Genomic DNA, 12,100 nt, shown 5'->3' with positions numbered 1-12,100 from the left:
TCGATGGACTCGAGCTCATGGCTCGCCAGTTTGCCTCGGCCAAGGCGACCGTCAATCCGGCGCTTCAACTACTCGGCGTCGCTTTGTTCGATTTCTCAACGGCCGGCACTGCCATCCGTCGCGAGGTTCGCGCTCAACTCAATGCCGAACTCGGCGGCGTGGCACCCGTCATCAAATCCATCATCCGACGCGCGGAGCGAGCCGCCTACGACATGCGGAAGAACGGTCTGCTTGCCCACGAGTATCAAGCCAAGGCCGTCGAAAGTCACGAGCGGGTTTCCATTGCGGAACGTATCCGCATGTCACGATCCGGTAACGCCGCTCCGCAATACTCCTCAGCTGCGGGAGGCCTCGCCGAGGACTACGCCAAGCTAACCACCGAATTGCTGCTCTCGCTTGGCGATCTTCATTCGCGGGTGGGGCGTTGACCAGGCAACGCGACTTGAGCGGATTCGGGGTGCAGTCCCCCCCTCGGCCCGTCAGTCGACCGGTGACCGTCCCGCGCCCCGAGTTGTTGTCCGTGCCACCTCCCCCTCGCCCCGAAGGAAGCGCGAACACTGCAAGCAGCTCGCCTCCGACCAAGCCCAAACCTGCAGCCAAACAACGAGTCACCCTGTCCTTGCCCACCCAGGTGGCCTTGATGCTCCGCTCAACGGCTGACACCGAGCAGCGGATCTACCTCGACATCATTCAGTCGGCGTTCGTTGCGCACGCCGACGAGGTCGAAGACGAACTGATCAAGAGTCGGGATCGGCCGAGTGCTACCGGAAGCCGCCGTCGGGCAGGATCGGGCCGCACCCAGATTCCCTTGAACATCCTCAAAGAGGACCTCAAGGTTCTCGACGAGCGCGTCAAAGCCTTGAATCTCGATCGGTCGACCTACGTCGCCGAGTTGCTCGTTCGCGAACTCAAACGCTGACGGACCCCGGACCTTCGGCTTCCCAAGTCACGGACTCAACGGGCTCTGATCCGAAACCCTTGAAGACCGGCCCCCGCAACCGACCGGCATCGGTCCACATGCGGAACCGGACATGAGCGACAAGTTGCGGAACACAGAAGCCTCCTTCGGGTATGTCCGGGTCGGCGATGAAAGGATCAGGGCCAGCCATGTCATCGAGCGCCGATCGGATGTGTCTTCGATCCTCGTTTGAGAAGCCGGATCCGACCCTGCCGATGTACCGCAACCGATCCCCGACGAGCAGCCCCAATAGAAGAGCCGAAAACGGCTCACCAACTTCGGAGGGGCTGTAACCGCCCACGAGGCAGCGAACGGTCGTGAGGTTCAGGATTTTTCGCCAGGCTCCGCTCCTTCTGCCGGGTTCATATCCAGAGGACAGTCTCTTTGCGACCATACCTTCCAGCCCGGATGCCTCGATGGCCGAGAACAGATTTACCCCATCGGTCGGCGTGAGATCGTTCACAGTTATCGGGGTATCTTCCGTGAACTCTGCCAGGAGTTCCCTCCGCCCGAGCAACGGAAGGGTTATTACGGAATCGCCTTCCCATTCGAGTAAGTCAAAGGCGACGAACTGAACATCGTGATGCTCACGCCCAATTCGGGCAAGCTTCTCGAAGGACGGACGACCATCGCCGTCAACGACCACGACCTCTCCATCGATGACGCCCGGGCGTAGCTGAATCGCCGCCAGCGACGGATACCTCTCGGACAGATCGTTGCCGTTCCGGCTACGCAACCGCAACCGGCGGCCGTCCGAATAAGCGAGAGCTCGCACGCCATCCCACTTGAGTTCAAACCCCCAGCGCGGATCGTCAAATGCCGCCGGCCAGGGCGCGGCCAGCATCGGCTCATAGATCACTCGGCCAATGCGGCGCGAACCAGGCGGTTCACCAGGGACCCGTCTACGTCGTCCTTGTGATTGGCCATGATGAGGCCCATTACCTTCCCTGCGTCGGCCGGGCCGACGGCGCCGGCAGCGACAATGGCTTCGTCAACGATCAGCCGAGTGGCGGTCTCATCGAGCTTTGTGGGCAGCCATCGACTCAAATACTCGGACTCCCGCGCCAATTTGGCCGAGAACTCGGCGCCTCGCTCTCCGAGCCCGTCGTATTCAGCTTTGGCTTTCTGGTTCCGCTTCACGAACCCGGCTATGACTTCGACCCACATCGCATCATCTGCATCGCCCGTGGCACCGGGTTCGGACAACCGCTTTCCCATATCTGACTTGACGCCTCGAATCGCAGCCAGACGAGCCTGGTCCTTGTTCCGCATGGCATCTTTCAATTCGTCATTCAGCTCTTGTTCAATTGACATCTTCACCTCCGCTGACGCGCTCAAGCGCCTCAGCTATAAGTCCGGGATCATCCGTGATAATGGCGTCGACTCCCCATTCCGCCAAGATGGTAACGAGGTCAGGATCATTCATCGTCCACACCGAGATCGAGAGATCATCGGGAACCGGTCCGTTCACCAGGCTCCAGTGCGGCGCCACGATTTCGTGCCCCACGGCACGAGCGTGGGCGATCGCATCGCCAAAGGAACCCCCCTCGTCGACGAGCAGGCCAGTGTGGACCGAAGGAAACCGGGCTTTGACCTGGTCCATCGTCACCCAATAGAAACAACTAAGGAAGTCCGATGGCCGGGCCATTTCTGCCACCCGCAGCGCCGTTTCTCCATCGGGCTCGAATCCCGGCTGGAGCGGCCAGTTCTTGATCTCAATGTCCAGAGCCAGGCCAGGCACCTGTCCCATGAGATCATCCAGGCGTATCGGATGATGCCCCCTTCCGACGTCAACCGCCCGAAGATCAGCCCAGCCGGTTTCGGCGACTACCAGACCACCAATCGAGGGATCGTGAGACAGGACCAATTCACCATCAGCGCTTCGACGGACGTCGAGTTCCACCAGGGACACCACCTCGGCGGCGGCTTGAAAACCCGCCAATGTATTGTCAGGAAAGCGAGTTGGCCAACCCCGATGACCGGCCGCCCTAGGTATTTGTGAAGAAAATATCAAAATATCCCTTGTTTTTGACGCACCACATGCTTACCATCGCCTAGCTTGTGAAACAAATCACGTGCTCGCCCGAGAGACCTCCTCGTGTGGCACTGGCCTAACACCACTTGGCACCAATCTACTGAAGGAATCCCCCAGTGCTCGTAACACCCGATCCAGATACGACAATCGTCTCCGACTGGCGCGACCTTGCGCTTTGTCGCGATTCAGAACCAAACCTCTTTTTCCCCATCGGAACCACCGGCCCTGCCGTGGAGATGATCAACGACGCAAAAGTCATCTGCTCACAGTGCTCCGTCCAGGAGTCCTGCCTGCAGTATGCGCTTCAGACCAACCAGGAGGGTGGCATCTGGGGCGGATTCGCCGAAGATGAGCGTCGCCGGCTTCGGAAGCGCTGGCTCGCCGAGCGTCGCCGCCGCAACAACTAACTTCCACCTACGTTCTAACAGAAGCGGGGTCCCGAGTCGGGACCCCGCTTTCGTTGTGGACGGCCGTGTCGATTAGGCGAAGCCGACCTGACGCTCACGTTCTGTGGTGTCAATCTCGATGTGTCCAATGTTCTCGACAGGCAGCCCGAGTTCTTTGCCCTTGATATCGGTCACCCACCAGATCTCTTTTTCGTCTGCGAATAGCTTTGAGACTTCGACCTTGAAGCCGGCCAGATCCTCGATATCGATCTCGACCTCGCGAGGACTGCGGCTCATAGTGATGCGAACGCGCATCCGATACTCCTTGTTCGATGGCCCTATCGTAGCTGACCAACCGCCTCACTTTAGCGATATATAACGATATTTAGAGTTGACACCGGGTCGAGGTAGATTTACGATTGCTAACGATATGCAACGTTTGTTTGGTTGGTTCGTGTCGGAGTCGGCACTCATCTGGTTCCTCCATCGGTCGGCCCGCCTGTTCCCGGTCGACTGGTCAGACTTCGATGTATGGGTCCGTTTCACTCCCCCGGATCAGGTCGTCATGGCTGCGGGCCGATACCTTGCGCTGGCGCTCGCCTACTGGCTCCTGCTGTCCAGCACCACCTACAGCGTCGGACTCATTTCCGATCTCCCCAATCTGGTCAGATCGGTTGAGTGGGGAACGCTGCCTGTGGTGAGAAACGCCGCCCGACGAGCAGTGGCGCTCACCATGGCCACCGTAACGATTGCCCCCTCGAGCGTCATGCTTTCCCCGTCCGTACATTTCAATCACGATGCCCCGGCGGGACCCGTCATTCAAGTCGATGGCGCCGACCGGAAAGCCCCAGAAAAGAACACCGACCGGGAGGCCAATGGGGCGGTCATTTCGGTCACTGACAACGGACTGATTCTCCCTCCCGGGGCGACCGTGACGGTTCCGAAGCCGACGCGGCCGTCGGTGGCCACCCCACGACTCGTCGATCGAACTCAGATGCCTGCAAGGGCCACCGACCTACAAACGACCGAGATCGAGCCAAACCCACCCGTCACGAAGGCCGCAGCCACCGAATACCAGGTGATCGACGGCGACAGCCTCTGGAGCATCGCCACCCACCACCTCGCCGCATCTCATCCAGAGGCTCCGTTGTCCGATCGTGAGATCGCCCGCTACTGGGTTCAGGTTGTCGGCCTGAACCGCGCCAGCCTGACCTCGAAGAATCCGGACATGATCTTTCCAGGCGAAGTGATCGTCCTCCCACCGGTGGACGGGTAGGCAGAATCCGTGCCAACGGCGATTCATTTCCCTCAACCGATCGACCTTGAGGAGATCGCCAACGTACCGATGCTCGACCCCCCGGCGGCGGGTGGGCACCGCATCAGACGGGTGGCGGCCGGCCTGGTTCTGGCCATCACCGCAGGACTCGCAGGGGTATCGGTCGCCAGGATGACGACTGACCACCAGTTATCGACACCTGCGGCAGGAATAGCCGAGATGGCCCTCCGTGAAATGGTCGGTTCGACGAGGGATCGCTATGTAGCTTTTATGGGGCCGGTGTCCGCAATTCAACGGGGCGATGTATGGGTGGTTACCCTGGCCGCCGACCTCCTCGGCTTGACCGACGACGGCTACACACCGACCGGCATGCACTTTTTCGAGATCGAGCTCAGACAGCACGAGAGCGGGTGGCTCGTCGTCGGCGGCCCGGCCGAGGTAGCCGGTCCAGCCTCGGTCATGTCCAATCCGGTCCCACTACCGGCGGCGACCGACTCACCTGTCACAAACGCCATACATAACTACCTCGACTGGCTCCTGACGGGCACCCCCGGAAGCTACGACGCCAAACGACCTGATCCGACACCGTACCGGTCGGTCGAGATCACAGGAATAGCTTCGACGACCGATGAAAGCGGAACGATCAGCCGAATAGGGGTGCGGGCGATCGATCGTTTGGGACATCCCATTGACCTGGCGTATCGACTGCGAGTGATCGACGTCGGGGGCTCGTGGATCGTCGTTCCGAACTCGTAGACGGCTACACGATTGAGCGAGCGAGTATCAGACGTTCTCGCCGAGGAACAGCTTGGACACGGAGGATTCCATGAAGATCGCCTCAAGTGCCTCCGCCACAATCGGGGCGATCGAAAGCACCTTGATCTGTTCAAGGTGCTGGGCGTCGGCCCGCAGTGGCAATGAATTCGTGATAACAAGCTCGCGAATGGGAGCGTTCTTGATACGATCGATGGCCGGGTCAGACAGAATCCCATGGGTGGCCGCAACCGTGACGCTGAGTGCACCCTTCTCCATGAGCAGTTCTGCCGCGTTGCACACGGTACCGGCCGTGTCAATGATGTCATCCACAATCACCGCATGCCGGCCCTTCACCTCACCAATGACCGCCTTGGCCGAGGACTCATTGTGCCTGTCGGCTTCCCGGCGCTTGTGAATGAAGGCGACATAGGCCCCGAGATGACGCGCATACCGTTCCGCCCGCTTCACACCGCCGGCGTCCGGGGACACAACCGTCATCGGCGAATCAACCGTTGACGACAAATAGTCCGTAAAGAGAGGCATGGCGGTCAAGGCGTCAAACGGCTGATCACTGAAACCCTGGATCTGACCGGTATGCAGATCAATCGACACCATCCGATCGGCGCCCGCAGTCAAGAACAAGTCGGCCATCAGTCGAGCCGTGATGGCCTCGCGCGGACGTACCTTCTTGTCTGCCCTGGAGTAGCCGAAGTACGGAATCACGGCCGTAATCTTGCGAGCCGACGCCCGCTTGAGTGCATCAATGGCGATCAGCTGCTCCATGATGTAGAAGTTGATCGGATCGGTATGGCTCTGGATGAGGAAACAGTCGGCCCCGCGCACCGACTCAGAGGGGCGGGCGTAGATCTCACCATTTGCGAACGTCGACCGCTCAAGCTGACCCATCTTCACGCCGAGGGCTTCAGCAACCTCGTGAGCCAGTGCCTCGTTCGATCCGCCACTGAACAGCATCAGTCGTTTTCGAGATACGACCTCCACTAGGAACGCTCCTCTTTTGCTTTACGCCGCTTGTCGATGCGGTCAGCGTAGCCAGCGATTTCGCGTTGTGCAGCCCTGCCGACGGCCAGGGCGCGGGCGGAAACATTTCGGCTGATCGTGGATCCGGCTCCGGTCATCGCATCATCTCCCACGGTCACCGGCGCCACGAGCATCGTGTCGGAACCGATCAGCACCCTGGCGCCGATTTCGGTCCGATGTTTGTCGACCCCGTCATAATTACAGGTAATCGCACCGGCTCCAATGTTCGTATCGGGCCCGATGCTGGCGTCCCCCATGTACGAGAGGTGGGCAACCGTGGCTCCTTCCCCAAGACTGGCGTTTTTCATTTCCACGAACGTTCCAACCTTGGACCCTGCCTCCAGGACCACTCCGGATCGAAGCGAGGCATAGGGACCCACCCGAACGTCGGCACCCACGGCCGAATCCCGGATCACGGAGTAGGTCACGACCGAGCGGGGCCCGATCCGACTGTCGACCGCAAACACATCTGGTCCGACCTGAGCCCCAGCACCGACATGGCAAACCCCCTGCAGTTGGACTCCGGCATAAAGCTGGGCGCCAGGTTCGATGACCGTGTCAGCCGAGATGAACACCAGATTGAGGTCTTGGATCCAAACTCCGTGTTCCATCCAGTCGACGGCAATTCGCCGACGCATCACAGCACTGGCGTCGGCCAGGTGAGCTTGAGAGTTGACGCCGGCCACTTCACCGATGTCGGTTTTCACTCCCAACATCGCCAAGCCTTGATTGGCGAAGTACCCGATCACATCGGTCAGGTAGTACTCGTTTTGGGAATTGTCATTCGTGAGACTTCTGAGACCTTCGATAAGTCGCGCCCCATCGAAGGCGTAAATGCCGGCATTTATCTCGTTGATTGCCAACTGGCCCGCGGTGGCATCTTTGTGTTCGACGATACCGACCACCTGACCCTGCTCATCGCGCAACACCCTGCCATACCCGTACGGATCGGGGACCTCGGCCGTAAGGAGGGCGGCCGCCGGCCGGTCAGGGCCGTTCGACTCGACGAGCGCCTTGAGCGCATCGCTCTGGAGAAGCGGAGTGTCCCCCGACAGGACCAAAACCGTGTGGGATGAGACATCACCCAGCGCCTCGATGGCGATCTGGACGGCGTGGCCAGTTCCCAGTTGCTCGGACTGCAGACAAGTGTCGACATCGTCAGGCAGGGCAGAGGCAACGGCTTCGGCACCGAATCCCACGACCACCATAATCTGATCGACCCCGACCCCCCTGGCGGCTTCCACCACCCATTGAATCATCGGGCGGCCAGCCAGAAGGTGCAGCACCTTCGGCAGCTCCGACTTCATTCGGGTGCCCTGGCCGGCAGCCATAATCACAGCCTTTACGGCCATTAGTACCTTCCTATTCTGGCTGGGAGGACAGGACTCGAACCCGTACTGACGGGATCAAAACCCGTAGTGCTGCCAATTACACCACCTCCCACCGAGGGGTACGCCATTCAGTGGCGGACAGGATCATTGTAATCACGCTCCTGCGGCCGTACTCGCGCCCCGTGGTCAACCGGGATCGTCGCTCGGATCGCCCGCATTCCCGAGACCACCGATGCGGCCCCGGTGGCTTCTTCAAGGTCGGCAAAGAAAGCAAATAACGTTGGGCCGCTTCCCGACATGGCGACGGGCCGGCCCCAGGCGGCCATGAGTTGGGATCGATAGTCAGCCAGGTCAGGGACGATCGACACCGCGGCGGGATACAAATCGTTCATCACCTCTAAATCCCGTAGCGATGGAGGCACGGATCTCCCGGGAAGCGGCACCCCCGCCGGACCGTCGAGGTCATCCCATCGCTGATATACCGCGGGCGTCGAAAGCTCAATCGGAGGGACCGCCAACACCAAGGTGAAATCATCCGGCATCGGGACGGGAGAAAGCGCCTCGCCGTAGCCCTCCATGAGCGCCGACCCGCCAGACAGGGAGAAGGCAATATCAGAGCCGACTTCGATTAATCGGGCAAAATCGACTGGTCGGCCCGTTAGGGCGGCGAGGCCTACCGCCATCGCAGCCGCATCAGCCGACCCGCCCGCCAGACCGGCTGCAACCGGAATGTGCTTTTCGAGGGCTACACGAACGGGACGACGTTTTCCCGGGTCGCCGACCCAAAAGGCTGCCGCGGACTTCCATACCAGATTGTCTTTTCCGGTCGGGAGGTCGACGCTTCCCTCCGGCGGGGTGGGTAAGCCGATGATTTCCAGCAAGTCCTCCTCCCACCATTCGATAGCCAGATAATCATGCCAGTCGACCATTTGCACCCGCGACTGGAGTCGATGGAACCCGGATCGATCTACCGCGGCGACCCGCAGCGACAAATTCACCTTCGCTGGTGCCTCGGTGGTGATCACGTTCCGGCCACCTCAGCCAACCGAAGGTATTCGTCCGGCGAAACCGTTTCAGCTCGACGAGTGGGATCGATTCCGGCAGTTTCCAGAATCGCCGAAGGGTTTGAGAACTCGCCACTGAGAGATTTTCGAAGCATCTTCCTCCGCTGCCCGAAGGCTGCTTTGGCGAGAGCGATGGCCTGTGTGGCCAACGGATGAGCGGGAATGCGCTCAAGCACAACGACCGCACTGTCGACCGCGGGCGGGGGAACGAATACCTGAGGCGGGACCGAGAATGTCGCCACCAGTCGGGCATGAAGCCCGACGATTACCGATGGAACACCGTAGTCAGAGCTGCCAGGGTCGGCCAAGAATCGGTCGACCACCTCGCTCTGAAGCATGACAGACAGTTTTCCAATGGACGCATACTCCTGGAGCACGTTCAGCACGAGCGGAGTTCCAACGTTGTATGGCAAGTTGGCGATCAGGTGCCACTGATCACCAACCAGAGCTTCGTCAAAATCGATATCGAGAGCGTTTCCGAATCTGATGTCGACTTCGAAACCCTCAAGAACCTCCGCCAGAACCCGACCGAGCCCTTCATCAAGTTCATAGGCAACCACCCGGGCACCCGTGGCGACCAGAGCGCGGGTGAGCGTTCCGGTTCCAGCCCCAATCTCGACAACCCGGTCGGCCGGTCCAACGCCTGCTGCGCGCACGATCCTCTCCACAATGTTGGGATCGGCCAGAAAGTGCTGACCGAGCGCATGTCGGGGCGTCAGGCCGTATTTGGCGAGCAGGGCGTCGATTTCAGCTCTGGTTTGACCGCGCACGTGTGAATTACCGGTCATCGTCCAAAGACCCTGGCTGCGTTGTTGGCAGTGACAGCGGCGACTTCATCAACAGAAATACCCCAGACATCGCCAAGCGCGGCACCGACATAACGCACAAAGGCAGGTTCATTCTGTTCCTGACGATGAGGAGGCGGAGCCAGATAGGGCGTGTCGGTTTCGACAAGGCATCGATCGGGCGGGACCAAAGCAGCTCCCATCCGGACGGTATCTCCGGTCTCAAAGGCGACCGGTCCGGCGTACGAAAACGTGACTGTTTCGATCTCAAGAAAACGTTTGGTCCATCTGGGGCCGCCGGTCCAGCAATGCAGGATGGCCCGCACCGGAGAGTTGAACAAGATCTCATAGATATCGGAAAAGGCGTCCCGACAGTGCACGATGACCGGCAAATCTGCCCCGAGCGCCAGGTCGATCTGATCGAGAAAAGATCGCCTCTGATCCTCCACCGGGGCGAGATTCCGGTAGAAATCCAGCCCGGTTTCTCCGACGGCTGAAACCAGGGGGATCAGTGCCTCGATCCGCTCACGTTCGGCCTCCCAGCGCGCCGCATCATGGGGATGGAGACCAGCGGTAGCAACCACCGCCCGATACCGGCTCGCCAACTCGACAGAACGTTCCGAAGATTCGGCGTCGATGCCCGGGGCGACCAGCCAGGCGAGGTGCGGTTCGGCTCGCGCCAACAGTTCGTCCGTTGGACGATCGTCCAATTGGAGATGACAGTGTGTGTCTACCCAGGGTCCATGCACGGTCGCGAGGCTACTGCGTCGTGGATGGTTCTCTACTGATTCGTCACCGTGTCGGTTACAATGAATACGTCAGCCGCCAGGGAAAATATAGGGTGAGCTGAGAACATATTCACCTGGAGGATGACATGAACACGGGCATGGTTCGCAAGATCGACGATTTGGGCCGGATTGTTGTACCAGCAGAAACCCGGCGCCTTTTCAGCATCCAGGAAGGCGACCAACTGGCCATCTCGGTCGAAGGCGATTCCATCATTCTTCGCAAGCTCGAGTCGACCTGCACCTTCTGTGGATCGACCGACGACGTGTCGCCCTTCAAGGAAAAGGGCCTGTGCGCCACCTGCCGAAGCGAACTGCGCGCCTAGCCCATCCGGCTAGGGGGCTTTCCGCCCGCCCAACACGGCGTCATACACATCAGACCGTTTCAGATGATGGTGCCGGGCGGTCGTCTTGACCGCTTCAGACATGGCCATGCCGCTATCGATGAGTCTCAGGGCATCTCGAACCGCGTCATCCATTGAGCCTGCTTCGGTGCTCGCCCCGGCCAACGCAACCGTGATCTCGCCACGAGCCTCGAGGTTCCACTCGACAACGGCTTCGCCAAGCGTCCCGCGCCAGATTTGCTCATGAAGTTTGGTGAGCTCCCTGCCGATTACCACCTGCCTTTTTGAATCAGATAGTTCCGCAATACCCTGGAGATCGCCATACAGGCGGGTTCCACTGGTGAAGAACACCACGGTCCGTTGCTCACCGGCGATGTCGGATAGCCGTTGTGTACGCTCATCACCCTTGCGAGGCAGAAATCCCTCGAACACAAACCGGTCCCCACTCATGCCGGACACCGCCAGAATGGCGGTGACTGCACTCGGGCCGGGCACCATCGTGATGGTGGCTCCGGCTTGTTCGGCGGCCCGGACTGCCGACAGGCCGGGGTCAGAAACGACCGGGGTGCCGGCATCTGACACAAGCGCCACGGTGTCACCCTTGGTTAGGCGTTCGCCTAACTCGGCCGCACGTTGCCGTTCATTCCCAAGGAAATAGGACCGCACCGGCACCGAAGAGCCCACGGCCGCCAGGAGCTTGGCCGTTCGCCTTGTGTCCTCTGCATAAACGATGTCTGCCTGTCTGAGGGCGGCGATCAACCGTTCGGACATGTCACCGAGGTTGCCAATGGGAGTCGAACAGACGATAAGGGTTCCCGGCATCACCTCACAATAGGCAGCCTCAGCAACGACGTCCCTATCGGAAGGGTGGCAGTCGAGATCGACAGTTCCAACATCCGCGCGGCACCCCAACAGGAAACCAATCGACCCGGATTCAGGCGGCCGACCAGGAGAACACGATCCTGTCTGTCAAGAGCGACGACGAGAAGCGATTCTTTCAACCCGACGCCATGGACCGACCGGCCGCTTATCAGAACACCCACCCCCGGGGGCGCTCCTCGCACTCCCCGCCACCGACTCCAGAACGAAGTGGCTTCGACCACCGGTCCCGATGACCAGCCTTCGGCAACGAACTCATACACGACACGACCATATCGCATCGGCGGTGCCGTGAGAAGGCGCAGCCGAACCGAACGGCTACTTGCCCGTCTGGACTCCGAGTGCTCGAACCAAAGTAGACATCGCCACCTGATCTGGCGACACAACCACTGCGACGTGGCCATCGACCCAGCCAACGGTGGCCGAGGCACTCGAGGGAACCTGGGCATCAATAAACGCCGAC

General features: G+C 60.3%; 16 protein-coding genes and 1 tRNA gene. 6 read left to right on the top strand and 11 right to left on the bottom strand.

Features of this window, described 5'->3' with window-relative positions:
* The first annotated feature begins 17 nt into the window (after window positions 1-17).
* Together JJE47_09055 and JJE47_09050 are read left to right on the top strand one after the other, a co-directional pair.
* Window positions 18-428, top strand: a complete 411-nt coding sequence (locus JJE47_09055; protein MBK5267569.1) for a hypothetical protein — start codon at window positions 18-20, stop codon at window positions 426-428.
* A gap of 212 nt (window positions 429-640) precedes the next feature.
* The gene (locus tag JJE47_09050; protein MBK5267568.1) at window positions 641-919 is read left to right on the top strand and encodes a hypothetical protein; all 279 of its coding nucleotides are present in this window, start codon (window positions 641-643) and stop codon (window positions 917-919) included.
* Here JJE47_09050 and JJE47_09045 read toward each other — a convergent pair.
* Genes JJE47_09045 through JJE47_09035 form a run of 3 tightly spaced genes read right to left on the bottom strand, consistent with a single transcriptional unit; the run spans window position 909 to window position 2,900 of the window.
* Entirely contained in the window at window positions 909-1,817 is a 909-nt protein-coding gene (locus JJE47_09045) for a hypothetical protein (protein MBK5267567.1), read from the bottom strand. The genes JJE47_09050 and JJE47_09045 overlap by 11 nt on opposite strands.
* The gene (locus tag JJE47_09040) at window positions 1,814-2,272 is read right to left on the bottom strand and encodes a GatB/YqeY domain-containing protein (GenBank protein MBK5267566.1); all 459 of its coding nucleotides are present in this window, start codon (window positions 2,270-2,272) and stop codon (window positions 1,814-1,816) included. The genes JJE47_09045 and JJE47_09040 overlap by 4 nt, the downstream gene beginning before the upstream one ends.
* Window positions 2,262-2,900: a hypothetical protein gene (locus tag JJE47_09035; protein MBK5267565.1), complete on the bottom strand. Its 639-nt coding sequence runs from the start codon at window positions 2,898-2,900 to the stop codon at window positions 2,262-2,264. The genes JJE47_09040 and JJE47_09035 overlap by 11 nt, the downstream gene beginning before the upstream one ends.
* 239 nt (window positions 2,901-3,139) lie before the next feature.
* Between JJE47_09035 and JJE47_09030 the strand changes: the two genes are divergently transcribed.
* Window positions 3,140-3,400 carry a WhiB family transcriptional regulator gene (locus JJE47_09030; GenBank protein ID MBK5267564.1) on the top strand — a complete coding sequence of 87 codons (261 nt, stop codon included), beginning with the start codon at window positions 3,140-3,142 and terminating at the stop codon, window positions 3,398-3,400.
* Between the two features lie 72 nt (window positions 3,401-3,472).
* Here JJE47_09030 and JJE47_09025 read toward each other — a convergent pair whose 3' ends face one another.
* On the bottom strand, window positions 3,473-3,694 hold the full coding sequence (locus JJE47_09025; GenBank protein ID MBK5267563.1) for a DUF3107 family protein: 222 nt from the start codon (window positions 3,692-3,694) through the stop codon (window positions 3,473-3,475).
* A 115-nt stretch (window positions 3,695-3,809) separates the two neighbouring features.
* Between JJE47_09025 and JJE47_09020 the strand changes: the two genes are divergently transcribed.
* Both JJE47_09020 and JJE47_09015 read left to right on the top strand, forming a co-directional pair.
* Window positions 3,810-4,655, top strand: coding sequence for a hypothetical protein (locus tag JJE47_09020; GenBank protein MBK5267562.1), 846 nt, complete (start codon window positions 3,810-3,812; stop codon window positions 4,653-4,655).
* Window positions 4,656-4,664: 9 nt separating this feature from the next.
* Entirely contained in the window at window positions 4,665-5,411 is a 747-nt protein-coding gene (locus tag JJE47_09015) for a hypothetical protein (protein MBK5267561.1), read from the top strand.
* Window positions 5,412-5,438: 27 nt separating this feature from the next.
* On the opposite strand, the gene JJE47_09010 is transcribed toward JJE47_09015, so the two are convergent.
* From JJE47_09010 to JJE47_08985, 6 genes are all read right to left on the bottom strand, one after another.
* Window positions 5,439-6,383 carry a ribose-phosphate diphosphokinase gene (locus JJE47_09010; protein ID MBK5267560.1) on the bottom strand — a complete coding sequence of 315 codons (945 nt, stop codon included), beginning with the start codon at window positions 6,381-6,383 and terminating at the stop codon, window positions 5,439-5,441.
* A 26-nt stretch (window positions 6,384-6,409) separates the two neighbouring features.
* Window positions 6,410-7,801 (bottom strand): bifunctional UDP-N-acetylglucosamine diphosphorylase/glucosamine-1-phosphate N-acetyltransferase GlmU, encoded by a 1,392-nt coding sequence (glmU, locus tag JJE47_09005; GenBank protein MBK5267559.1) that lies wholly within the window; start codon window positions 7,799-7,801, stop codon window positions 6,410-6,412.
* A 16-nt stretch (window positions 7,802-7,817) separates the two neighbouring features.
* A tRNA-Gln gene (locus JJE47_09000) sits at window positions 7,818-7,892 on the bottom strand.
* A 16-nt stretch (window positions 7,893-7,908) separates the two neighbouring features.
* The gene (locus JJE47_08995; protein MBK5267558.1) at window positions 7,909-8,805 is read right to left on the bottom strand and encodes a hypothetical protein; all 897 of its coding nucleotides are present in this window, start codon (window positions 8,803-8,805) and stop codon (window positions 7,909-7,911) included.
* The gene (rsmA, locus tag JJE47_08990) at window positions 8,802-9,632 is read right to left on the bottom strand and encodes a ribosomal RNA small subunit methyltransferase A (protein ID MBK5267557.1); all 831 of its coding nucleotides are present in this window, start codon (window positions 9,630-9,632) and stop codon (window positions 8,802-8,804) included. The genes JJE47_08995 and rsmA overlap by 4 nt, the downstream gene beginning before the upstream one ends.
* Window positions 9,629-10,378 carry a TatD family hydrolase gene (locus tag JJE47_08985; protein MBK5267556.1) on the bottom strand — a complete coding sequence of 250 codons (750 nt, stop codon included), beginning with the start codon at window positions 10,376-10,378 and terminating at the stop codon, window positions 9,629-9,631. Before JJE47_08985 ends, rsmA begins: the two co-directional genes overlap by 4 nt.
* A gap of 125 nt (window positions 10,379-10,503) precedes the next feature.
* Between JJE47_08985 and JJE47_08980 the strand changes: the two genes are divergently transcribed.
* Window positions 10,504-10,740, top strand: a complete 237-nt coding sequence (locus tag JJE47_08980; protein ID MBK5267555.1) for an AbrB/MazE/SpoVT family DNA-binding domain-containing protein — start codon at window positions 10,504-10,506, stop codon at window positions 10,738-10,740.
* Window positions 10,741-10,749: 9 nt separating this feature from the next.
* On the opposite strand, the gene rsmI is transcribed toward JJE47_08980, so the two are convergent.
* The gene (gene rsmI, locus JJE47_08975) at window positions 10,750-11,580 is read right to left on the bottom strand and encodes a 16S rRNA (cytidine(1402)-2'-O)-methyltransferase (GenBank protein MBK5267554.1); all 831 of its coding nucleotides are present in this window, start codon (window positions 11,578-11,580) and stop codon (window positions 10,750-10,752) included.
* Window positions 11,581-12,100: the final 520 nt, after the last annotated feature.

Source organism: Acidimicrobiia bacterium, assembly GCA_016650365.1.
Lineage (GTDB): Bacteria > Actinomycetota > Acidimicrobiia > Spongiisociales > JAENVV01 > JAENVV01.
The sequence above is the reverse complement of the archived record's forward strand: the minus strand, read 5'-3'. Positions and strand labels throughout refer to the sequence as shown.

What these genes read in the sequence shown, in the direction of transcription:
- JJE47_09055 (MBK5267569.1), top strand. Translation starts at nt 18, where the DNA reads ATGGCTCGCCAGTTTGCCTCGGCCAAGGCGACCGTCAATCCGGCGCTT.
- JJE47_09050 (MBK5267568.1), top strand. Translation starts at nt 641, where the DNA reads ATGCTCCGCTCAACGGCTGACACCGAGCAGCGGATCTACCTCGACATC.
- JJE47_09040 (MBK5267566.1), bottom strand. Translation starts at nt 2,272, where the DNA reads ATGTCAATTGAACAAGAGCTGAATGACGAATTGAAAGATGCCATGCGG.
- JJE47_09025 (MBK5267563.1), bottom strand. Translation starts at nt 3,694, where the DNA reads ATGCGCGTTCGCATCACTATGAGCCGCAGTCCTCGCGAGGTCGAGATC.
- JJE47_09020 (MBK5267562.1), top strand. Translation starts at nt 3,810, where the DNA reads ATGCAACGTTTGTTTGGTTGGTTCGTGTCGGAGTCGGCACTCATCTGG.
- JJE47_09010 (MBK5267560.1), bottom strand. Translation starts at nt 6,383, where the DNA reads ATGCTGTTCAGTGGCGGATCGAACGAGGCACTGGCTCACGAGGTTGCT.
- glmU (MBK5267559.1), bottom strand. Translation starts at nt 7,801, where the DNA reads ATGGCCGTAAAGGCTGTGATTATGGCTGCCGGCCAGGGCACCCGAATG.
- rsmA (MBK5267557.1), bottom strand. Translation starts at nt 9,632, where the DNA reads ATGACCGGTAATTCACACGTGCGCGGTCAAACCAGAGCTGAAATCGAC.
- JJE47_08980 (MBK5267555.1), top strand. Translation starts at nt 10,504, where the DNA reads ATGAACACGGGCATGGTTCGCAAGATCGACGATTTGGGCCGGATTGTT.
- rsmI (MBK5267554.1), bottom strand. Translation starts at nt 11,580, where the DNA reads ATGCCGGGAACCCTTATCGTCTGTTCGACTCCCATTGGCAACCTCGGT.